We start from the raw sequence: 20,963 nt of genomic DNA on the forward strand, positions 1-20,963 counted from the left end.
GTGAGTAAGTCATGATAATTGAGTATATCTGTTGAGATGTTTTATCTTATAACATTTTTATATTTAATACACTATACCTTCTTGATGCTCATCTTTATTCTCTTTAAGGTTGGTCCGGCTCTCGTTATTTTGTTTTGTTCTAATACCATTCAATTCAAGGGCCGCTGCAAAAGCATGCTTATCAGGCATACTAATATGGTTTTCATTTTCTAATGGCCTATCTCTTTCAGATAAATGAGCAACTGATAACAGTTGATCGTTTTTTTTCTGGTCTTTAGTATTGAAAGTATCTACTAGAAGATATAAAGAGACTGGAATTAAAAAAATTGCTATTATTATTCTTTTGGTGAGCGCCTTGTTAGGACGAGACTTCCATTTATACAGTGGTGCCAATAACATGAGTACGCAAATAATGGCTAGTAAAAAATTAAAGAAGGAGTCTGCGATGGAATTAAATACATTAGCAATCATAATCTAATCCTTATGCATTACTTAACTTTTTTATTTGTATTGTTTCTAGGTTTAGTCTAAAAGTCAGTTCTAAAGTGGGCTGATAGATAACATATAGTTAAGTCTTTATAACGTTATTCCAAAGCTTGGTCACAAATGTGTCATCGTCATGGACAATGCCAGATTTCATAAGAACAAACGTATCAAAAAGCTATTAAACCGACACGGTCACCGTATACTCTGGCTACCGCCTTACAGTCCTGATCTAAATCCTATTGAACACAAATGGGCTGAGGTAAAAAAGCTCAGGCAGGGCTGGGGTGAGAATGATCTAAATCATTTATTCAGCAATGTCTGCTGTTACAACTTTAAGTTGGATTGACTATATCTTATTTAAGATCAGATAAAATAAATGACTATTTATTGAGGATATGAGTCTTTATGAATTGTTGATCGGGATTTTCTAAATCATCATTTTAAACCCCTATAACAAATCATAATTTGATCTTTTGATAACAAATAAGGTAAAGATTTTTTTAATTACATTGGGATTTCAGCCATTCGCTTAATTTAATAATATCATCCTGATTATTCTTTAATTCCTTGCAAACGAAGTAAAATTGGTCCCCTGTTAGAAATTCGTGCATTGGAATTCTAACGATATTTTGTTTATAAGCGTCATCCTGCATCATATAATTATTGGTAAGAGTAATGCCCAGATTGTACCTTGCGGCTTCTATCGCTAGTAGTACATGACTAAAATGATTTATCTTTATATCGCTTGGCAATTCAAATCCGCCTGCCTTACACCACCGCAGCCAATCCTCTGCTGTATTCACGCTTGTATCTGCATATCTCACAGACAATATTGGATGCCGCCACAATGCGTCAGGAAGGGGTTTATCTCTTATTTTCTCCCAAAGCTTTTGACCACACACAGGATATAAAGTTTCAGTAAATAAAAACTTACTGATGAAAGCATGTGGAGGAGGATCGACGGTGATATAACAATCGGCCCTTTGCTCATTATAATCAGAGGGATGATTAACCATATCTAAAGTGAGTTCTATTTCTGGATACTGTCTATAGAAGTCTTCTAGTCGAGGAATCAACCAATTCACTGCGACTGAACTGTACAGAGCTAAGCGTATATGCCCAGGTTTTCCATGTTTAATAATCTGACTACTATCTGAAAGTAGACCCAATGCGCCACTCACATCTGTGAAATAACGCTCACCAACCTCTGTCAACGAAAAGGTCCGGCCTTGCCTGTAAAACATTGCTTCCCCAAGATACTCTTCAAGGATGCGTATTTGGTGACTCACGGCACTTTGTGTCACATTGAGGCTTTCTGCTGCTTTTGAAAAGCTGTTAAGCCGTGCAACGGACTCGAAGCACTGTATTGCACGCAGCGGTGGTAAATCCATTATTACCTCAGGTAATACTAAATATGTTTTATATCATTATACATCATACCGTTACTTGAATATACTGCCTGACAGATCGTTAAATCAGCATGAACCCATTGGGGTTTTAACAGTTTCTGAATTTAGAGTAGGGCGAGGAGGCTAAGAATGCCAAAGATGAGTGTTGCATTTGCCATGACGCTATTGGTACTAGGAAATATCATTGCGGTCTTCTCAGACGCCTTGATAAAGGCCTTGCCCTCTGAGACGGCGGTATATCAATTTATCCTGTTTCGTCAATGCACAGCGGTTTTAATGCTGTTGCCATTTTGCTTAATTAATAAAAAGAACAAGTTATTCAGTAATATAAAATGGCACTTTGTTCGTAGTCACGTGTGGTTATTGGGTGTGATATTCATGGTACTGTCTCTTCAAGCACTGCCTCTTGCGACTGCGAATGCTATTTTTTATGCCGCCCCTTTATTTGTATTACCACTGGGTTTTTTATTTTATAAAGACAGATTAAACTTTCCGACTATCGCAGCCTCTATATTAGGTTTTGCTGGTATCCTCGTTATTGTACAACCGAAACAGATCAATTTAGGGGCGGTGTTTGCCCTTATAGTGGCGGTAACCATGGCGCTAAACAATCTGTTAGTTCGTAAACTTCCACAACATCATACTGTGTATCAAACGCTACTTTTGACCAATTTATTAGGAATCCCATTCGCGCTTGGTTTGGCTATTTGGGAAGGACAGCCATTTGATTGGCGCTCATTGATTACGGCCGCCAGTTCAAATGTATTCATTTTGATTTATGCAGGTATATGCGTACAGGTGTATCGACACATTGAAGCGTACAAAGTCTCTAGTGCGGAATACTCAGGTTTAATAGGAGCGGTGGTGGTTGGAATCATATGGTTTAATGAAGTACCAAATATGACTTTGTTAATAGGTTCTGCGCTGATTATCCTACCTTTGATATGGCTTGCTACTCTTGAATCTATGAGGTTTAGACAAAAAACTGGGTAGGATAATGGCTTTTAAAACCTAATCAAGCTGATGTGCCATAAATAATAAGAAATAATAAAAGTTATGAATAAGACTAAAATGTTATTTAACGTTTACATCGGTTCATGCTTGACGAAACTGTAGATTACTTGTTAAACACTATAATAAGTCGGTTGCATGATTAAAAACTTCCAAGTTGGTTCTTATGTATCTAATAGTATCGTGTCTATAAAAAAGACAAACTGTTATTTAAAATACCTCAACTATTCAGCTGTTAGCCCTGCTTTAACACCCGATAAACCGTAGCCACCCCAACACCAACCGCCTTAGCAATCTCCTCTTTCGTCATATTGTTTTGACTGGCCAACTCTCTAATACGATTATGTTTCACTGTATTGGCTTTCTTACCTGTGGGCTTATAACCACTATTCGCTAACCCCTGCTTAATACGCTCTCTACGCTTATCGTTATCAAGCTTTGCCATCGTTGCTAACAAGTCGATCAGCATATGGTTAATCACTGCTAGGATCTCACCTGTCATGCCCTTACTTACCGTATGTGTGGTTGGTAGATCGGCCACCACCAATCGTAAGCCCTTGTCTTTGATGCGCTGCTTTAGAATTGCAAAATCATCTTGAGATAGCCTGCTTAATCTGTCCACGCTTTCAACCAGCAGAATATCGCCTTGATCAGCGTCCTTTAATAGCTTAGCTAATACTGGCCTATCGAGCTTTGTACCACTGAAATGCTCAACGTACTCAACAAGGTTATCGTCATAATCTGTACTGAAGGTCACCAAATCAGCTAATGCTCTGGTAGCGTCTTGATCCTTAGTGCTGGCTCTCACATAAATACGAACGGTCATAACGCCACCTATATTATTTAGACTTAATAACTAATGTTCATTGATAATAATAAGATATTACTATCATTTAATATTAATAACAAGTCTAATGATAGATAGAGTATCGTTTAGAGTTCTTATTTTTTAGGTATAGTGCAATGGGAAGATAGAACTAAGACAATTAAAGAGCTGATTAAAGAACTCCAAAGTTTTGAGGATCAAAACTTGATTGTTATGATAACTAATGATGAAGGTGAAACATTTAACTCGGTAAAGTTGGTTAGCAAAGGGTTTGTAGCTAATAAAGATGATCCTGATAAATATAAGAAAGTTTATTGTGCTTTACACTTCTAAGCTTTAAGACCATCTAAGACAGTTAGTTAGTTTTTTAATCCCTAAACCCATAAAAATCGGTTGGGGGGTGATTTTTTGCCGTGTGCAGAGAAAAGTAAGTCAAAGATTTTTTTACTAGCTGCTTTAGCGATAACCCTTATTTAAGATAATCTCGTTAAAGCAGCTATGACCTAACCTTTAAATGTTAAAAGTAAAGGGTAAATTTGAAAAATTAAGGAGTTAAAATGACTTTACGACATTCTTCTTCACGCTTTTCGAAAATTTCATAACCTTTAGCAGCGTCAGACAAATTCATACGGTGAGTAATAATAGCTTCAGGTGATAAATCACCATTTTCAATATACTCTAATAATTGTGGTAAATACTTGTGTACATGGGTTTGGCCCATTTTGAAAGTAAGCCCTTTATCAAAAGCGTCACCAAATAAGAAACCATGAATGGGTCCTGCATACACACCAGGAACACTAACGACCCCGCCACGACGCACAGCTGCAATACATTGACGTAAAGCTGCACCACTTGACCCTTCAATTTTCAAATTGGTCATTATTGTTTCTAGCATACTGCCTTTGGCTTCAAAGCCAATCGCATCAATAACGCCGTCAACGCCGCGATGTCCTTTGGTCTGTTCAATGATGAATTCAGCAGCATCTACCTTATCGAAATTAACCGGAATAGCCCCGTACGTATCTTTGGCATACTGCAAACGGTAGTCATTATGATCTACCACGAAGATCTGCTCAGCGCCTAACATTTTAGCACAAGCTGCTGATAACAACCCCACAGGACCCGCACCATAAATAGCTACGGTTGAACCTTTAGTAATATTGGCATTAGTCACGGCCTGCCAAGCAGTTGGTAAAATATCTGATAAAAATAAAACCTTCTCATCTGACAGTGAGCCATTTACTTTGAACGGATTAAAATTACCTTTAGGAACCCGTACAAATTCTGCTTGTCCACCAGGAATCCCACCATATAAATGGCTAAAACCAAATAAAGCAGCCGGTGGCGGAATTATTTTTTTATTAATAGCAGCGCCTGGGCCTGTATTTGTAGTCTCACAAGCGGACATTAGGTCATGCTGACAGAAAAAGCAGTTACCACATGCAATAACAAAAGGAATAACAACTCTATCGCCTTTTTTAACAGCAGTGACTTCAGAGCCTACTTCTTCAACCACACCCATAAACTCATGACCGAAGATATCGCCTTCCTCGGTTGCAGGCATTTTGCCACGATATAAGTGTAAATCTGAGCCACAAATTGCAGTTGCAGTCACACGTAAAATAACATCATCTTTTTCTTGCAGTTTAGGTTCTGGGACATTGTCCACTCGCACATCTTTAGCACCGTGGTAAGTTAAAGCACGCATAATTTATCCAATTAAGTAAAGCTTGCAAAATCGCGATAAACCAATAATCTGTGATAATACAAGATGAAAGTTATTAGAAACAGTGGTTTATGTTATCTAAGTTAAGTATTACTCAATTATATTAGCACCTTGAAAAAAAGATTTATAATCAACGTGTGTTAAAAAGGTTGCGTGTTGTAAGTAAAAAATTGTAGTGGTCAACTAATTTAGGACACTAATAAAATTCAAACCTACATTGCCATTCCTTATAACCCTGAGTCGAGAACGGATAATAATTATAAGCGTTGGGGCAACTTTTATGACCGCCAAGATCTGTTTATAGTGGTCAACTAATTTAGGACACCTTCTAAGAGGTTTTTATTAAAGTAACGTTTTTCTGTTTCTACTGGTGTTAAATAATTGTTGAAACTATGCGGTCTCACGGTTTGATAGTAGCCCCAGATATAATCACTAATGGCGCTCGATGCTTCAGCGATATCCTCATAACCGCCCTTTGGCATCCACTCGGTTTTAAAGCTCCTAAAGAAGCGTTCAGTTGGCGCGTTATCCCATGAGCGAGGATTGGCAAAGCACTGCTTTGCCCGAGTGCAAGGCGGAGGGCTGTGCCCGTAGTGGGTTTCCTTTGCGGCTCATACTCTGCTTCATATCCTTACAGTCAGCTATCGCGTCAGCGAACTCTTTACTGGTGTAATGCGTGCCTTGGTCAGAGTGGAACAGCACACCGCTTGGTTTAAGGCGAGTCTGATACGCCATCTTTAGCGCTGATGCGGTCAAGGTGCTATTAGGTGAATCGGATACGCTAAAGCCAACCACACGGCGAGCAAACAAGTCTAAAACAACCGCTAAGTAGCACCAGCCACCTTTGATACGGATGTAGGTCACATCGCCTGTCCAGACTTGATTAGGCGCATCTGGGTTAAAGTTTCGGTCTAAAAGGTTGTCATAGGTTATATGCGCCTCGTCAGCGTGTTTGTATTTGTGGGTCTTGAGCTGGCAGCTGACTAAACCCATTCGCTCCATAAGCTTAGTCGCTAAGTAACGCATTAGCTTAATGCCATACTCGTTAGCTAAAATGGCAACTATAGTCCGAGCCCCTGCTGATTGCTTTGAGTCGTTGAATATTTGGCGTATTAAAGACTGGAGTTTGACTCGCTCAACATCAATAGGCTTAGTCTTAATACCATAGTAGTAACTACTTCTAACCACATCAAACAAGTCACACAGCTTCTTCTTACTTAATCTTTTGTCCTGCTCTGCCAGCTTTTTAATCAACGATAGACGTTGAGGTTGTCCGATGCCAGCAGAGCTGAAGCCCACTCGAGCATAGCTCTCCCCTTGCGTCGGGGCGAAGCAGTGCTTCGCTTAATCCCTCCTCATTTAGAATGTCTTTCTCTATCTTAAGCTGTCTGACTTCTCGCTCAAGCTCTTGTATGCGACGCTGATCATCAGTTAATGCTAGACCTTTAGTTGGACGAACGCCTTGCTGCTCTTTTTTATACTTGCGTACCCAGTTGTCTAAGGTTGAGATGCCGATGCCTAAAGACTCGGCTACTTCTGCAACTTTGCGATTGTGATCAACCACTAAGCTAATGGCTTCTAATTTGAATTCTCGGGTATATTCTCTACGTTTGGTAGTCATACTGTATTCCTTCTTTGGGGTAGTATAACCTCTTATAAGCTGTCCAATTTTATTATGCCACTACAGTCTGTTGAACATTCAAATATTAGGACTGCGCATTGTCTAAAAAATAGCCACTGCCAGTGCCACATTTGAATGTTCAACAGACCCTAAGCAAACTGTGAATACTTAGAGTTAATACTATCGATAGAATTGCCTAAATCAGAAATGTAACCAACACTACTATCTCATTGTTCAGTCTAATGAATCCTGATACCCACTCAAACTATCCCTTAATCCAACTGTCTTAACGTCTTCTTAACAGAGCACTTGTTATCGTAAGGAATTGCATTCCTTATCATTCTGTTGAGAAGCCCCACTATGTCAACCTCTCAAGCACTTAGCACCGATATTACCGAAGCCAGTACTAAAAAAAGCTATCTACGCAATCTCTTTAATCGTGAGATCAATCTCAGTTATTTGATTATCATCGTGGCTCTTTATATAGTCGCTACTGCGAATTTTGGTTTTTTTACACAAGTGCTAAGTATCTATCCTGTTAGCACTAATATTGGTTTTATCATTTCGATCATAGCCTTGTTGTTAGGCTTGATGTGGCTGATCTTTCAGTTGTTGTGCTATCGACCCATTGCAAAGCCAGTGCTCATCGCTATGGTATTGATAGCGGCTGTATGTGGTTATTTTACAGACGCTTACGGTACGATATTTGATCGTAGTATGCTGATCAACAGTATGCAGACCGATCGAGCAGAAGCGATGGAGCTGATGTCGCTAAGTTTTTTTATTCGGGTATTTCTGCTAGGTGTTGTACCCGCTGTTCTTATTGCAAAGATTCGTATCAAACGAGTGCCTTTACGTCGAGCATTATTGCAAAGGAGCGCGACTTTAATCTTGTCTGTCGCTTTAATAGCCGTCGCTCTACTACCTTTTGGGGATCAATACGCGACCTTTTTTCGCCAACATAAAATGGTTCGTAGCTACGCCAATCCCATTACTCCTATTTACTCTGTCATCAAATTGGGTACCGATTACGTCGATGAATTACGTCGTCCTGACACCTTGATAGCACATGCGACAGATGCCAAACGTCTCACTGCTACTGCGGGAACTAACGCTGCAAAACCTAAACTCATGGTCTTTGTCGTCGGTGAAACCGTTCGCGCCGATCACATTGGTCTTAATGGCTATAAGCGCGATACGATGCCTCTTTTAGCTAACCAGCCAGACATTTATAGCTTCAAAAATGCCACCTCTTGCGGCACTTCTACCGCTTATTCTGTACCTTGTATGTTCAGTTATGCCAATCGAGAAAACTATAATGATAATAATTCGGACTACAACGAGAACGTATTAGATACGCTATACAAGCAAGGCGTCAATGTTGTGTGGCGAGACAATAATTCGAGCTCTAAAGGGGTGGCTGATAGAGTGACCTTTGAAAATTACAGGACAGCTGATATCAATCCAAATTGTGATGTTGAGTGTCGTGACATTGGTATGTTAAATGGTTTTGATACTTTAGTTAAGTCAGATACAAGGGTAAAATCGGACGTACCAGCTAAAGACACGCTTATTTTATTGCATCAAATGGGCAACCATGGTCCTGCGTACTACAAACGTTATCCTAAAGAATTTGAAGTGTATCAGCCAGTATGTATGACTAACGAGCTGTCCAAGTGCGATGATCAGTCCGTCATCAACGGTTATGACAATGCCATTCGTTATACTGATTACTTTTTAAATAACGTTATTGATACGCTAAAAACTTATGAGCAGGATTATGATGTGACGATGGTATATATCAGCGATCATGGAGAAAGCTTGGGTGAAAATAACATCTACTTGCATGGTTTACCCTATGCCATAGCGCCCGATGCTCAAAAGCAGGTACCCGTCATTATCTGGTCGCCTACTAGCAACAATATTGATAAAAGCAGCCTTGCTAGTATGATTGATCAGCCGGTATCACACGATTTTATTACCCCGACTTTACTTAATTTTTTCGGTATTACGACTGACGAAGTAGCAGCAGCACCGACATTTTTTAAGTCTGTCTATTAAGATTTTAGCGCTAAGCACTGCTGACATTTATGCATGAGATAACTATGTACAAAATACTTATTATTGAAGACAACCCAGATATCGTGGCCAATATTTATGCTTTTTTTGAGCCTAAAGGCTTTGCATTAGACAATGCGCATAACGGCATTAGTGGCTTAACACTGGCTTCGAACAATCGCTACGACGTTATCTTATTGGATGTCATGCTACCGGGTATGGATGGTACAAAACTGTGCAAAAAACTCAGAGAAGACTTCCACAACAAAACCCCTGTATTGATGCTAACTGCTCGCGATACGATTTTGGATAAAGTTGCAGGCTTCGATAGTGGCGCTGATGATTATCTGGTCAAGCCTTTCTCACTCATTGAGCTAGAATCTCGCATCAAAGCGCTTATACGTCGCCATCAAGACGACCATTTTCATCACAGTATCAATATCGGCAAATTGTCCTTGAATACAGAGGAACACACGATTACCCGAGAAGGCAAAGCGTTAAAACTGACACCAACAGGGTTTAAAATATTAGAAGCTTTGATGAATGCGTCGCCCCGAGTCGTCAGTAAAAGCGAATTGGAGGAAAAGGTATGGGGTGAGGATATTCCTAGTAGCGATGCACTGCGTACCCATATGCACAGTGTGCGTGCCCAAGTCGATAAGCCGTTTGCTGACATTATGATAGTGACGGTGCCTGGTGTTGGTTATCAGATTATTGACCCAGATAAAGTGTAAAATCTGTTTACTACCTTTACTACCTTTGCCACTACGAAGTGATGCTATGTTCAGAATTGACTCTATCGTTAACAAGTTTCGAATATCATACTTTTTATTTGCCGTACTACTGTGCGCGACTTTCGTCAGCATTTTTGTGTATGCAGAGACGAGGATGGAGAAAGAGCTGGTAAAGGCACGCCTGCTACAGCAGCTAGAGCTGAGTCAAGAAAAAGAAGGCGAGCTGGCTGTCTATGTGGCAGATCCAGGTATCAAAATTTACCGCTATGATACTGCGCCTGAAGATTTGAAAACTATGGCCGATGATAAAGTGCAAGAAACCTCTGTCACGGTTAACACTAAAACAGGTACGACCAGAACCAACCTGCACTTCTTTGCTTATCAGCAAAATAAACAGAAATTTATTTTGACTTACTTAGAAGACAGAGAAATGGTATTGGCAAACTACCCTGTTTTAGCCATCTTTGAACATTTAGAAGACATCTTTGCCAATGCCTTGAGAGTGGCTGTTATTTTAAGCTTGCTGATTGCCATCATATTCTCTCAGCTATCCTCAAAGCAGATTACTAAGCCGCTACTAGATCTAAAACAAGCGGTAGAAAACGATCACCAAAATTTAACCGAATTGACTCATTTGCCGTCGGAGGTTGACGTCTTAGCACGAGCGATTGATCAGAAAAATCATAAGTTAGAGCAGTACCTCAAACGTGAGCAGCTATTTACCGGCGATGTAAGCCACGAATTGCGCACGCCTTTAACGATTATTATGGGTGCGTCAGAAGTACTGGCCTCCCAATTAGCAAGCGATCACTATTTGAGTGAATTTACTGAGCGCATTAGTACGACTGCTAAAGAAACCTCCGAGATTATCAGCGCGTTGTTGCTACTCTCGCGCGCCCCTGAAAAACTGGACGCACCGCAAACCTCTATTAATACGATTGTATTAAGTGAGATGAAGCGCTTAAAGTATCTGCTGCGTTATAAAACGGTGACTTATACCGTAGTCGCTGAACAAGAGTATTCTGCTAATGTGCGCCCTGAACTGTTAAAAATGGCGCTGGGTAATCTGATTAAGAATGCCTTTCAATACACAGATGATGGTGAAGTCAAAGTCACTATTGATGCAGAAAAAATAACGGTCACCGATACAGGCCTAGGCATTCCCGAGTCTATGATGCCGTTGCTGTATGAGAGATTTGAGCGTTTAGATCAGCAGAATGATAGCACTCCATTATCTACAGATTTGCTGGCTGACGATTATGCGAGCTATAAAGTTGAGGGTACAGGACTGGGTCTTAGCATCGTGCAGCGCATCATGACGCATATGGGCTGGCAACTGACCCATCAAGCCAATACCACAGGCGGCAGTACCTTTAGTATTTATTATAAATAACGATGACAGTGGCATAATTTTCATTAAAAAATGAGTGTACCCATAATGGCACTTACCTTAAATGTCCTCTTCAACCTTGATAGAAAGCAACGGCTGATACCATCATAAAACTAGAAAATTTTGAATTTCAGATTATTATTACCCCGCTAAAATAATGCTTAGTAATCTAGAGCGTGTCTTCAATTCACTCGATAGTCATCTAAATGGGCTAAAAATGGCTAAATCTTGCCAAACATCGTCAAATAGCTTGTTAATATCCCGATATTATCTACGCTATTTTTCTTGTTTGACGGCAATTTATCTCATTTTTATCGCCATCTTTGAAATGAAGACACGCCCTAATTAAAAGTATTTTATCTTAACGCTTTCTTAACAGCGCTAAGCACATACTGATACCCAAGTGCTAACCAGTGCCCTCCTACACTGGGATCATCACAACAATAATTATATCGGTGATTGCACTTTTATTATATTTTCGCTTTTATTGTATTTTCACTTCAACCTCAATAAGCAGCAGTAGCTGATACCACAGCAAAATCAGGTATCAACTACTGCTTTTTAGTATGTGCAATCTACAGGCAAAATATCCTAAAGACGCGACGGTATTGCTGATGTATGGGTCATACTTTAAGCGAGGGTAACGCTGCTACTCTTTTGTAGTATAGTTGATTCAATTTAAAAGTAGTACAAGGCAACCGAGTGTAGATGTATATTTAATACTTCAAGCGAGGTTAACGCAGTAATACTTTTATAGTGGAATGACTATAGATGGGCGATGCCTTAACGCTTTCTTAACGTGCCTTGTCATATACTTAAGATTCTGCCAGCCACTCTAATCTAAATGACCAGTAAGCAACTAATATGAATAACCTCAAACCTATTACTCTCGATCATGATGCCGCACATCCTGATTATAAAAATCAGCCAGTATCTGGTGATTTTCTTGTAGTAGATAGCTTTGCGAGTAATGCTAAAGGTAAAACAGGTTTGGCGCGTATTTTAAAAGCCACAGGATATTCTATAGATGGTTTTAAAGCGGCTTATCAGTTTGAAGCAGCGTTTAGGCAAGTTTTTTGGCTCAATCTCGTATTATTCATAGCCATTATATTTATGCCTTTTAATATCGGTATAAAAATGATGCTGGTGGTTGCTTCCTTTTTATCCCTCATTGTTGAGTTGATTAATACAGGTATTGAAGCCAGTGTCGATCATACCTCAACCGAGCAACATCCCTTAGCAAAAATAGCCAAAGATGTCGGCTCTGCTGCCCAGTTTTTAGCGTTATTACTGCTGTTTGTGTTGTGGACAATGGCCTTAATAAACCTGTTATTTTGAATAAAACATCAGTTTTATAGCTTAAGCGTTTGCAACTTAATAAACGACAACTTAATAAATTGAGTAAGGCGCCTCAATGACTCTAAAAAATAACCTGACCGATTGGATGTGGCTGAAGCTCCTTTGCTTGACCATTATTGCCGCTCTAACCTTTGAGCACAGCCAGTTTGATATTCGTATTAGTGAGCTTTTCTATACCAACGGTCAATGGCTCCTCCAAAAAGGTGCTCAGCCTTACGCTTTTATCTTTTATGATGGACCTAAAGCGCTATTAATCTTCTCAGCTATCTACTTAATCACGATTTTAATTATCAAATACAGACAACCTTCGAGCACTACTTCTACCATCCATTATGGCAAGCTCGACAGATTTATTATTCCTTTATCGGTTCGTGAAATAAGTTATCTGCTGACTATTCTTATCGTCGTACCTTCTAGCATTGCACTCTTAAAAGGAGTCACCCATGTCAGTTGTCCCAATCATTTGACACTGTTTGGTGGCGAGCTTCCTTATCTAAATATTTGGCAAAATATAGTCGCGAATACGCCTGCCAAGTGCTTCCCAGCCGCTCACGCTAGCGCAGGATTTTCTTTGTATGGTTTAGCATTCTTACCCACTTTGCATAAGTACCGCTATAGAATATTTGAAATAGTGACTGTCTTAGGCTGGACAATGGGGATGTATAAAATGCTGTTTGGCGATCATTTTTTTAGCCACACATTGGTATCAATGCTGCTTTCACTAACAATTACCTGTGCGCTTGCCAGCGTATTTTTTAAACGAACGGCCCGTCTCAAAGCTCACAACCTTACTTTAAGCAGCACAGTTGATTCAGTCAAATAGCTATTATAGTCATTCCACTATAAAAGTATTACAGCGTTAACCTCGCTTGAAGTATCACATATACATCTACACTTGGTTGCCTTGTACTACTTTTACATTGAATCGACTATAGCACAAACTCGCTCAAGCCTTCTGCCCTATAATTTATAGGGTTTTTTTGTCAAAAAATTTCAATGAATTTAGAAGGCCCTATCTTGACACTTTCTTAACACCTCTATTGATAATTTAGTCATGTCAACAATATGACATTAAATTTGCTTATCGACAGAGTGAATCCACACATGAATACAACCTTAAATACTCAATACCCATCCACCGCTGCAGATAATGATTCCCTATTAAATGCTTTGTCCAAAGTTCCAGAGGTTACCCTGCTTTTTTGGATAATCAAAGTGGCTGCTACGACACTTGGTGAGACGGCAGGCGACGCCTTATCCATGTCGCTCAACCTAGGCTACATCGTCAGTACTGGTATATTCGCTGTGCTATTTGGCATAGCGGTTGCCACTCAAATTAAAGCCAATTCGTTTAATAAATGGTTGTATTGGACGACGATTATTGCGACAACGACATTAGGCACAACGATAGCAGATTACGTGACGAGATCACTAGGAATTGGCTACGCTGGCAGCTCAGCGTTACTGGTAGCGCTACTTGGGGTATGTTTAGTCATATGGCAAAAAACGATGGGCAGCATTGCCATCGATAGTATTAGCAAGCCCAAAGCAGAGGTGTTTTACTGGACGACCATTATGTTTTCGCAGACGCTTGGTACAGCACTTGGTGACTGGGTCGCAGATACCAAAGGCATGGGCTATACAACGAGTGCCATCATCTTTGGCTCTTTATTAGCACTTATTGCTGTGATGCATTTCGGTACGAAAATATCAAAAACGCTGCTATTTTGGAGTGCTTTCGTTTTAACTCGGCCTTTAGGAGCTGTACTAGGTGACTTTTTAGACAAGCCTATCGATCATGGTGGTCTGGCATTGAATCGCTTTGGCGCTTCGGCAGCGCTGTTAGGATTTATCATTGTCTGTTTATTAATCTTTAAACAACGGGCTAGTACAAAGGCTCATTGATATAAAGAAACCTACCTGAAAATGTGAGATGCCTGTAGATACTGCATGCTTATAGTCAATGAATTTTAGCATCGCTACAAGGCGACCGACCGCAGATAGTACACTGAGTACCTCTAGAGCGGGTAACACCGTAGCGGTTTAAAAGTGCTCTGACTATATTATGAATCAGGCCGTATCGTGCTTTCAAATGAGTGCTTATACTTTGAGGCTTACTAGCACCTAACGATGTTGCTGTCTTTTTGTTCTTTTGTGCCTGCAACTCACCTTGCTCTATTTCTAACGGCGTTAAGCCCTGCTTTTTCGCTTTTAAATACCGTAAATAGGCAGGGATATGCGTTTTACCTAAATATTTATCCAAATAAGGTAAAAAGCCAGCATAGTTGCCTTTGAATTTGGCATGATGAAAGTCGTGATAGATAGGCCCTTGATACATAGGCAACAAATGCACAGGATTCCAAGGAATATCATAACCAATGTGTCCATCCGCCCCTTCGACCTGACGTAGAATGACCCACATCCAAACCACATAGATATGCGCGCCTAGCAAGATAGGCCCAACCAAGGTGAGCATCGCGGTCAATGAATACTCAATCCAGTGCATGTAATTGCCATTGATACCGCAGGTATTACGAATACGATGATGGACGCTATGAATATGCCGCAACAACCATTTATTCTCATGCATATAGTGATGCATCCAGTAGTATAAAAAATCATCAAGTAGCACAAAAAATATCAATTGCGCGATGATAATATACCAAACAGGCAGTGTGCCTTTGTGGACGCCAGTCAACTGCAATAGTGGCCAACTAACCACTAATAACGCCGCCAAAATGAGGTTGTTGACCACGATACGACCAATCGAAGGCAACAGGAATTTCTTCATCTCGAACGGTTTTTGTTGAATCTTGTATTTGCGCAAAGACAGCGGATCTAACCAAGCCACCACCGTCCATGGAATGGCTACCACCAAAAAAGCTGCCATACTAATGGCAAGAGTCGCCATAGGAAATTGCCAAAACCAAAGGTTGTTGTAAAACCCTTGCCAATACGAAAACACATCCATATGTCACCTATTGTCTTAAAGTAGCCGAGCTGTTGCTCACTATCAATTGCTGTACTGTTTTAATAGCTATAGTCAAAATATCCTAAAAACGCGACGCTATTGCTGATATCAGTTTTTTGTCGCCTCTGTCTGCGCAGGCACAGCAAGCAAGAAAAATGGATATCAGCAGTGCCTGATGGTTCAATATTACTTTTCACTGACTATACACTGTTTTAATAGTAGCAGTGGTCAAGCAAGACACCCTAAACCGAGAATGGCTAATAAGTATGTTACCTTAAAACACGATAACATTTGTTGATTATATAAGCGGTCATTTAGGCTGTTGCTAAGCTTATCAGCGCCGACTAAAACGATTTTTTGACTGGTAAAACCCTCAACACGTCAAGCCTCTAACGTGTTTTTAAGACAGCGTTTCACTTCCATCACTTCCATTGCTGCGATTTTAAACATCAATCTCGTTTTTTAGAATAACCATCAGGCAAGCAACAGTTCTACCGCAATCTCAAAAGTATACTCATCTCTGATGGTGATACTCACCCTACCTTTATGAGCATTGGCGATAGCCTGCACTATAGACAACCCTAAACCTGTCCCTGAATGCTGGCTGCTGCTTTTGTCGTGACGATAGAATCTCTCAAATAATTTATCGGCATCACTTTGACTTAACGGTTTTTCTAAGTGATTCGTCAAGGTGATTTTTAACCAAGATTGCTTTGAGATTTGATTATGGTTCTTTGCCATATTGAGAGTGTCAGCTGTATAAAAAGCATCAGCCGTATTAAGAGCAAGAGTATCGGAGGCAGCACTCAAGGGAACGCTGGTGGCTGATATAGCGATAACACTGTCACTGGCCGCATAATAAATGGCATTTGACATGAGATTGGCAAACAGCCGTTGCAATAAGCCTTCATCCCCTAATACCGTTTTAAAATCTCCTGATTTCGAAAAAGTTATGTCACGATCTTCGGCAATCATTTCATAGTAGTCTGTGAGCTTGGTGATTAAGTTTTCGGTATCTACTCGACTCACTTGCGAGTCACTCAGCCCTTTTTGGGTTTTTGCCAGTAGCAACATATTATTGATCATGGCTGATAACTGCTCAAGCGTATCGTGCTGATGATGCAATTGCTCAATGTATTCCTCATCCTTTCGCGGCTTATTCAACATCACTTGCGTTTGTGTACTCAGCGTCGCTATTGGCGTGCGTAGCTCATGAGCGATATTGTCCGAAAACCGTGACAAGGATTCAAAATTACTTTCGAGCTTGACCATCATAGCGTTATAAGATTCCGCGAGCGGCCTTAGTTCCAATGGCATATCACTAACGATGACACGCTCATCCAACCTTTCAGGATTAATGCCTTTCATCTTTTGAATGATGGTTGCCAAAGGTGCAAAACCCCAATAGACGCTCAATGCCGCTATGGAAACCAGCAGTAAGGTAATCGCAAATAAAATCATACTGAGCTGGCGATTAAACTGTAATAAATACTGATGATGCACGTCGATCGGTAAGGCGATAAGCGCGAGCATATTACTGTCTTCAATAATCATCGCCCGATAGCGTCTGTCATTGATATTAATGACAAACTGCTGATCGTCATTATCCTGTTGCAATGACCATAAGTTAAAATCTACGCTGAGCTCATTGGCAAAGTTGCTAGGGGTACTCGATAGTAGGCGTCCCTCTTTGTCAGCAATGATGGTCTTTAAATCGTAATCTTGCTGAGAAGAATGTAGATGGTTAGCGCTTTCTGTTGCCGTTGAAAGAAGTGGCTTTTCAGAAAGTGGGTTTATAGAAGATGGCGAGCTTAGTAGGTTTTGAAACGTTAGCCGGTCATCAGAGTCTGTTGCTCGCTTACGTAAATTAAAAGCTGCGTGGGTAATAATCTCAGCATCCATTTGTTCAAAATGCCCTTTGACAGAGCGCTGTACCCAAATATAGATGATGACTTGTGAGACGACCACGAATATCGTTAGCAAAAATACCGTGCGCCATAAGAGTGGTAGGCGGCGGTTGTCAAATTTATATCTCATGTTACTTGGCTTCTTACTTAGCGGCAGAATGTTGCGCTTCGATACTGGGGTGTGTAGTGGTATCGCTATCGACCGCATCCAATCGGTAGCCCATACCCCGTACAGTGTGTATCAATTTCATATTATGATTGTCGTCTATTTTTATGCGCAGGCGTCTTATCGCCACATCGATCACATTGGTATCATTGTCGAAGTTCATGTCCCACACTTGAGAGGCGATGACCGAGCGCGGTAATACTTCACCACGGCGCTCCAGCATGAACTGTAACAAGGAAAATTCTTTCGCGGTCAGTTTAATAGGCGCGTCTCCCCTATGCACAGTGCGCTTGGCAATGTCCATTTTGAGATCGGCTATTTGCATGAGCGTACTTTTATAGTCCGATTGATTGGCGCGCCTTAACAAGCTTTTGATACGAACGATTAATTCTGCAAAGGCAAAAGGCTTGGTCAGATAATCATCGCCACCAATCTCGATCCCTTTTATTTTGTCACTTAAATCATCTTTCGCCGTCAAAAACAGCACGGGCGTATGCTTGCCAGCAGCTCGGTAATTACGTACCAGCTCAAAGCCACTAACGTCAGGCAGCATGACATCCATGACAATCACACTAAATTCTTCAGTCATCAAGGCATGATAGCCATCTAAGCCTGTCATATGATGGTCAACAATGAAGCCTGCTTCCGTTAGCCCTTTCTTTATATACTCCCCAAGCTTTAATTCATCTTCTACCAATAGTACTTTCATCGTAATCCCTCAATACCGTTATGATTGATGCTTAAATTGACATAAATGACAAAATTGATTGCTATCTGACAAAGATGTCACCTGCCCGTCATCAGATTGTCAGTCTCCGTTTGCTAATCTATACCCATAGTACATAGTTGCTCATCCCTGATAAGAATAGCGGCTATGCATTATTTTTACAGGTCATTCGTTCAAACATCTAATAATAGGCAAAGGGTTTTATATGAAAAGTTATCGTTCACTCAAAAAAGCAGTACTGCTATCAACGTCGATGCTTATCGGTATGTCAGCGGCTAATGCGCATACGACCGAACTCAGCACTTCAATTATCGATAACTGCGATGCGGTTACCAAGTTTGCAAGAAACTTAGATCATAATGACGCAAAAATATCTGACGCTCAAATGCAACGCTATGTCGATGCCCGAGTAGCCTGCGAAGTTGAGCATCAAGATCAACATTTGCAATCTGAAAAGTATTTCATAGACAAGTACGGTGCGAATCGCAATCGTAGCTCGCAATCCATACTAAAGGAATATGTTGCACATTAAAAACGAAAAGTGGCAAGATGACAATATTGTCATCTTGCTGTCATCTCACTGTCAGAATCCATACCGTATGCTTTAGACTGATTTAATACTCTAAAGTCTTATCGACCTTAAACCAAATCAACAAAGGACTTACCATGTCACTATTTAAATCAATGCCTAAATCAATCGTCGCAACCGCTATCGCTTTAGTTGTTTCAACCTCAGCGCTAGCACATGATCCCAAGATGCATGCCGAAAAGGATCAGATGAACTGTGAAAAGATGGAAAAAAACATGAAAATGATGGAAAAAATGGATCATAGCAAAATGAATATGGATGATCCTGCCATGAAGTCAATGATGGCGAACGTAGGTAAAATGAAGCAAATGTACCAAAAGCATTGTGTCACTAGTGACAATGATTCTAAGTAAATCTGACAGCGCTAGATAAAGAGTCAGGGTCAACTATTAAAACTCGTAGACCCTGACTCTATCAAATACTAAACTAATTTTAACAGCAATAGACTTTAGGACAGACATATGAAATTTTTATGGGGTGCGCTTTTTACCGTGTTTGTGGCAATCGTTGGGGTCTTTGCAGTTGTTAGCAGTGGTATTGTGAATATCGGTGCAGATCAAGGGCATACCCCACTGGTTTATAATTTTTTAGAGACGGCTCGCACGCGCTCTATAGCAAATGCTAGTAAAGATATTGTAGTGCCAGATCTAAAACAAGTGGATATGATCAGCTCTGGTGGTGCAGACTACAAAGATATGTGTGCAGGTTGTCACTTGGCTCCTGATGTAGAAAAAACAGATCTAAGCGAGTATCTGTATCCGCGTCCGCCTAATTTTACTAAGGCTGAAGTTGTCGCGCGTTATGATAATAAAGCGGGGGCACAACAGAACTTTTGGGCGATCAAACACGGTATCATGGCCTCTGGTATGCCAGCATGGGGCGCAACCCATGATGACGATAGAATGTGGGCGATGGTGGCTTTTATTAGAACGCTACCTGAACTAAATGCCGACCAATATACAATGCTCACCACAAGATTTAATAGCGATATGATGGACATGGATATGAATGATATGGACATGGAGATGATGGACGCAGATATGATGGATATGTCGGGTGAAGGTGCTGAGATGCAGCATTAATTGTTGAATAAAAAACGCAGTGCTAGGTAGTACTGCTTTTTAGGCTTTAAAGCTTGCTCGTATTACTTCATTTAGTGGTCGGGCGTGATTTTCTAAAATACTCAATAATCAAACGCTCAGGAGTGGTTTTATGGGACGCTATACTAATATATTCACTAGTGGACATAACCGGGTATCAGGTCGTGTCCTTTTATTGTTAACGGCATCCTCACTATCGTTAACACTAGCTGCTTGCAGCCAAGCTAATACTAGCGCCTCTGATTCAGAGACAGCACAACCAAAAGAGGCTGTTGTTGCTACGCAAACAGCACAAGAAGCTGAAGTTGCTACGCAAGAAGTAGAAAAAGCTGAAGTTGCACCGATTATGACCCCCGTAACCACTCAGTCCACGTTACTCAAAAATGTCTCAGCAACGGTTTATAAAGATCCAAACTGTGGCTGTTGTAAAGACTGGGTAAGCTATGCAAAAGATAATGGTCTAAGTGCAACCACGCAGCACCCTAAAGACTTGTCCTTATTTAAAGATCGTTACGGCGTACCAAAGGAAATGCGCGCTTGTCATACCACAGTGACAACCGATGGCTATGTGTTTGAAGGTCACGTTCCTGCCAAATATATGGCACAGTTCTTAGAAAACCCACCGGTACAAGCGATTGGACTTGCCGTACCCGGTATGCCAGTGGGTAGCCCTGGCATGAAATATCAGGATAAATTCATGCCGTATAAAGTCATGCAATTGAACAAAGATGGCAGCACAGAAATATATGCTACTATTGAGTCTCCAGCTCAGCAACTGTAAATTTAGTTTTACTTAAATAGTGTTTTAGTTAACTTACTGGTAAGTTATTGATGTATTATTAAAATACAGGCTTAAATACCATCTCGTAAAATAAATTAGGTC

At 40.5% G+C, this 20,963-nt stretch carries 21 protein-coding genes and 1 pseudogene; 12 read left to right on the forward strand and 10 right to left on the reverse strand.

Features of this window, described 5'->3' with window-relative positions; all coding sequences use genetic code 11:
• Window positions 1–63: 63 nt before the first annotated feature.
• A complete protein-coding gene (locus AAEY80_RS11675) occupies window positions 64–471 on the reverse strand; it encodes a hypothetical protein (RefSeq protein ID WP_350588356.1) in 408 nt (135 codons plus the stop codon).
• 142 nt (window positions 472–613) lie between these two features.
• Here AAEY80_RS11675 and AAEY80_RS11680 point away from each other — a divergent pair, with 142 nt between their 5' ends.
• Window positions 614–832, forward strand: a complete 219-nt coding sequence (locus AAEY80_RS11680; RefSeq protein WP_264673006.1) for a transposase — start codon at window positions 614–616, stop codon at window positions 830–832.
• A gap of 154 nt (window positions 833–986) precedes the next feature.
• On the opposite strand, the gene AAEY80_RS11685 is transcribed toward AAEY80_RS11680, so the two are convergent.
• Window positions 987–1,877 carry a LysR substrate-binding domain-containing protein gene (locus tag AAEY80_RS11685; protein ID WP_025650898.1) on the reverse strand — a complete coding sequence of 297 codons (891 nt, stop codon included), beginning with the start codon at window positions 1,875–1,877 and terminating at the stop codon, window positions 987–989.
• Between the two features lie 147 nt (window positions 1,878–2,024).
• On the opposite strand from AAEY80_RS11685, the gene AAEY80_RS11690 reads away from it, so the two are divergent.
• Window positions 2,025–2,888, forward strand: coding sequence for a DMT family transporter (locus AAEY80_RS11690; RefSeq protein ID WP_350588357.1), 864 nt, complete (start codon window positions 2,025–2,027; stop codon window positions 2,886–2,888).
• A gap of 253 nt (window positions 2,889–3,141) precedes the next feature.
• On the opposite strand, the gene AAEY80_RS11695 is transcribed toward AAEY80_RS11690, so the two are convergent.
• From AAEY80_RS11695 to AAEY80_RS14995, 5 genes and pseudogenes are all read right to left on the reverse strand, one after another.
• Window positions 3,142–3,732, reverse strand: coding sequence for a recombinase family protein (locus AAEY80_RS11695; protein WP_350588358.1), 591 nt, complete (start codon window positions 3,730–3,732; stop codon window positions 3,142–3,144).
• A gap of 544 nt (window positions 3,733–4,276) precedes the next feature.
• Window positions 4,277–5,440: a zinc-dependent alcohol dehydrogenase gene (locus AAEY80_RS11700; RefSeq protein WP_025645663.1), complete on the reverse strand. Its 1,164-nt coding sequence runs from the start codon at window positions 5,438–5,440 to the stop codon at window positions 4,277–4,279.
• Window positions 5,441–5,769: 329 nt separating this feature from the next.
• A pseudogene (locus AAEY80_RS14985) lies at window positions 5,770–5,961 on the reverse strand (IS3 family transposase); the annotation flags it as partial.
• A gap of 22 nt (window positions 5,962–5,983) precedes the next feature.
• Entirely contained in the window at window positions 5,984–6,757 is a 774-nt protein-coding gene (locus AAEY80_RS14990; protein WP_436880233.1) for an IS3 family transposase, read from the reverse strand.
• Window positions 6,705–7,079, reverse strand: a complete 375-nt coding sequence (locus AAEY80_RS14995; protein ID WP_025650489.1) for a transposase — start codon at window positions 7,077–7,079, stop codon at window positions 6,705–6,707. Before AAEY80_RS14995 ends, AAEY80_RS14990 begins: the two co-directional genes overlap by 53 nt.
• Before the next feature lie 360 nt (window positions 7,080–7,439).
• On the opposite strand from AAEY80_RS14995, the gene AAEY80_RS11710 reads away from it, so the two are divergent.
• The 6 genes from AAEY80_RS11710 to AAEY80_RS11735 all read left to right on the forward strand — a co-directional run bounded on the left by AAEY80_RS11710 (window position 7,440) and on the right by AAEY80_RS11735 (window position 14,525).
• Window positions 7,440–9,140: a phosphoethanolamine transferase gene (locus tag AAEY80_RS11710; RefSeq protein WP_350588359.1), complete on the forward strand. Its 1,701-nt coding sequence runs from the start codon at window positions 7,440–7,442 to the stop codon at window positions 9,138–9,140.
• A gap of 44 nt (window positions 9,141–9,184) precedes the next feature.
• Window positions 9,185–9,871, forward strand: a complete 687-nt coding sequence (locus AAEY80_RS11715; RefSeq protein ID WP_025653172.1) for a response regulator transcription factor — start codon at window positions 9,185–9,187, stop codon at window positions 9,869–9,871.
• A 154-nt stretch (window positions 9,872–10,025) separates the two neighbouring features.
• The gene (locus AAEY80_RS11720) at window positions 10,026–11,264 is read left to right on the forward strand and encodes a sensor histidine kinase (RefSeq protein ID WP_350588360.1); all 1,239 of its coding nucleotides are present in this window, start codon (window positions 10,026–10,028) and stop codon (window positions 11,262–11,264) included.
• An 861-nt stretch (window positions 11,265–12,125) separates the two neighbouring features.
• A complete protein-coding gene (locus AAEY80_RS11725; protein ID WP_173239454.1) occupies window positions 12,126–12,599 on the forward strand; it encodes a diacylglycerol kinase in 474 nt (157 codons plus the stop codon).
• A gap of 76 nt (window positions 12,600–12,675) precedes the next feature.
• Window positions 12,676–13,443: a PAP2 family lipid A phosphatase gene (locus AAEY80_RS11730; protein WP_350588361.1), complete on the forward strand. Its 768-nt coding sequence runs from the start codon at window positions 12,676–12,678 to the stop codon at window positions 13,441–13,443.
• Between the two features lie 281 nt (window positions 13,444–13,724).
• The gene (locus AAEY80_RS11735; RefSeq protein WP_350588362.1) at window positions 13,725–14,525 is read left to right on the forward strand and encodes a COG4705 family protein; all 801 of its coding nucleotides are present in this window, start codon (window positions 13,725–13,727) and stop codon (window positions 14,523–14,525) included.
• Window positions 14,526–14,580: 55 nt separating this feature from the next.
• Here AAEY80_RS11735 and AAEY80_RS11740 read toward each other — a convergent pair whose 3' ends face one another.
• The 3 genes from AAEY80_RS11740 to AAEY80_RS11750 all read right to left on the reverse strand — a co-directional run bounded on the left by AAEY80_RS11740 (window position 14,581) and on the right by AAEY80_RS11750 (window position 18,373).
• Window positions 14,581–15,591, reverse strand: a complete 1,011-nt coding sequence (locus AAEY80_RS11740; protein WP_350588363.1) for a sterol desaturase family protein — start codon at window positions 15,589–15,591, stop codon at window positions 14,581–14,583.
• Between the two features lie 474 nt (window positions 15,592–16,065).
• Window positions 16,066–17,628 carry an ATP-binding protein gene (locus AAEY80_RS11745; RefSeq protein ID WP_173239451.1) on the reverse strand — a complete coding sequence of 521 codons (1,563 nt, stop codon included), beginning with the start codon at window positions 17,626–17,628 and terminating at the stop codon, window positions 16,066–16,068.
• A gap of 13 nt (window positions 17,629–17,641) precedes the next feature.
• Window positions 17,642–18,373 carry a heavy metal response regulator transcription factor gene (locus AAEY80_RS11750; protein WP_173239450.1) on the reverse strand — a complete coding sequence of 244 codons (732 nt, stop codon included), beginning with the start codon at window positions 18,371–18,373 and terminating at the stop codon, window positions 17,642–17,644.
• 223 nt (window positions 18,374–18,596) lie between these two features.
• Here AAEY80_RS11750 and AAEY80_RS11755 point away from each other — a divergent pair, with 223 nt between their 5' ends.
• From AAEY80_RS11755 to AAEY80_RS11770, 4 genes are all read left to right on the forward strand, one after another.
• Window positions 18,597–18,923 (forward strand): hypothetical protein, encoded by a 327-nt coding sequence (locus tag AAEY80_RS11755; protein WP_173239449.1) that lies wholly within the window; start codon window positions 18,597–18,599, stop codon window positions 18,921–18,923.
• Between the two features lie 134 nt (window positions 18,924–19,057).
• Window positions 19,058–19,333: a hypothetical protein gene (locus tag AAEY80_RS11760; protein ID WP_350588364.1), complete on the forward strand. Its 276-nt coding sequence runs from the start codon at window positions 19,058–19,060 to the stop codon at window positions 19,331–19,333.
• 108 nt (window positions 19,334–19,441) lie between these two features.
• On the forward strand, window positions 19,442–20,062 hold the full coding sequence (locus AAEY80_RS11765; protein WP_025653162.1) for a c-type cytochrome: 621 nt from the start codon (window positions 19,442–19,444) through the stop codon (window positions 20,060–20,062).
• A gap of 130 nt (window positions 20,063–20,192) precedes the next feature.
• Window positions 20,193–20,861 (forward strand): DUF411 domain-containing protein, encoded by a 669-nt coding sequence (locus AAEY80_RS11770; protein WP_025653161.1) that lies wholly within the window; start codon window positions 20,193–20,195, stop codon window positions 20,859–20,861.
• Window positions 20,862–20,963 lie beyond the last annotated feature (102 nt).

Source organism: Psychrobacter sp. 78a-MNA-CIBAN-0178 (assembly GCF_040309625.1).
In the GTDB taxonomy this organism is placed as follows: Bacteria; Pseudomonadota; Gammaproteobacteria; order Pseudomonadales; family Moraxellaceae; genus Psychrobacter; species Psychrobacter okhotskensis.

Excerpts from the sequence above, each read along its gene's own strand:
- AAEY80_RS11675 (WP_350588356.1), bottom strand. The coding sequence starts at position 471 with ATGATTGCTAATGTATTTAATTCCATCGCAGACTCCTTCTTTAATTTT.
- AAEY80_RS11685 (WP_025650898.1), bottom strand. The coding sequence starts at position 1,877 with ATGGATTTACCACCGCTGCGTGCAATACAGTGCTTCGAGTCCGTTGCA.
- AAEY80_RS11690 (WP_350588357.1), top strand. The coding sequence starts at position 2,025 with ATGCCAAAGATGAGTGTTGCATTTGCCATGACGCTATTGGTACTAGGA.
- AAEY80_RS11695 (WP_350588358.1), bottom strand. The coding sequence starts at position 3,732 with ATGACCGTTCGTATTTATGTGAGAGCCAGCACTAAGGATCAAGACGCT.
- AAEY80_RS11700 (WP_025645663.1), bottom strand. The coding sequence starts at position 5,440 with ATGCGTGCTTTAACTTACCACGGTGCTAAAGATGTGCGAGTGGACAAT.
- AAEY80_RS14995 (WP_025650489.1), bottom strand. The coding sequence starts at position 7,079 with ATGACTACCAAACGTAGAGAATATACCCGAGAATTCAAATTAGAAGCC.
- AAEY80_RS11710 (WP_350588359.1), top strand. The coding sequence starts at position 7,440 with ATGTCAACCTCTCAAGCACTTAGCACCGATATTACCGAAGCCAGTACT.
- AAEY80_RS11715 (WP_025653172.1), top strand. The coding sequence starts at position 9,185 with ATGTACAAAATACTTATTATTGAAGACAACCCAGATATCGTGGCCAAT.
- AAEY80_RS11720 (WP_350588360.1), top strand. The coding sequence starts at position 10,026 with ATGGAGAAAGAGCTGGTAAAGGCACGCCTGCTACAGCAGCTAGAGCTG.
- AAEY80_RS11725 (WP_173239454.1), top strand. The coding sequence starts at position 12,126 with ATGAATAACCTCAAACCTATTACTCTCGATCATGATGCCGCACATCCT.
- AAEY80_RS11730 (WP_350588361.1), top strand. The coding sequence starts at position 12,676 with ATGACTCTAAAAAATAACCTGACCGATTGGATGTGGCTGAAGCTCCTT.
- AAEY80_RS11735 (WP_350588362.1), top strand. The coding sequence starts at position 13,725 with ATGAATACAACCTTAAATACTCAATACCCATCCACCGCTGCAGATAAT.
- AAEY80_RS11740 (WP_350588363.1), bottom strand. The coding sequence starts at position 15,591 with ATGGATGTGTTTTCGTATTGGCAAGGGTTTTACAACAACCTTTGGTTT.
- AAEY80_RS11745 (WP_173239451.1), bottom strand. The coding sequence starts at position 17,628 with ATGAGATATAAATTTGACAACCGCCGCCTACCACTCTTATGGCGCACG.
- AAEY80_RS11750 (WP_173239450.1), bottom strand. The coding sequence starts at position 18,373 with ATGAAAGTACTATTGGTAGAAGATGAATTAAAGCTTGGGGAGTATATA.
- AAEY80_RS11755 (WP_173239449.1), top strand. The coding sequence starts at position 18,597 with ATGAAAAGTTATCGTTCACTCAAAAAAGCAGTACTGCTATCAACGTCG.
- AAEY80_RS11760 (WP_350588364.1), top strand. The coding sequence starts at position 19,058 with ATGTCACTATTTAAATCAATGCCTAAATCAATCGTCGCAACCGCTATC.
- AAEY80_RS11765 (WP_025653162.1), top strand. The coding sequence starts at position 19,442 with ATGAAATTTTTATGGGGTGCGCTTTTTACCGTGTTTGTGGCAATCGTT.
- AAEY80_RS11770 (WP_025653161.1), top strand. The coding sequence starts at position 20,193 with ATGGGACGCTATACTAATATATTCACTAGTGGACATAACCGGGTATCA.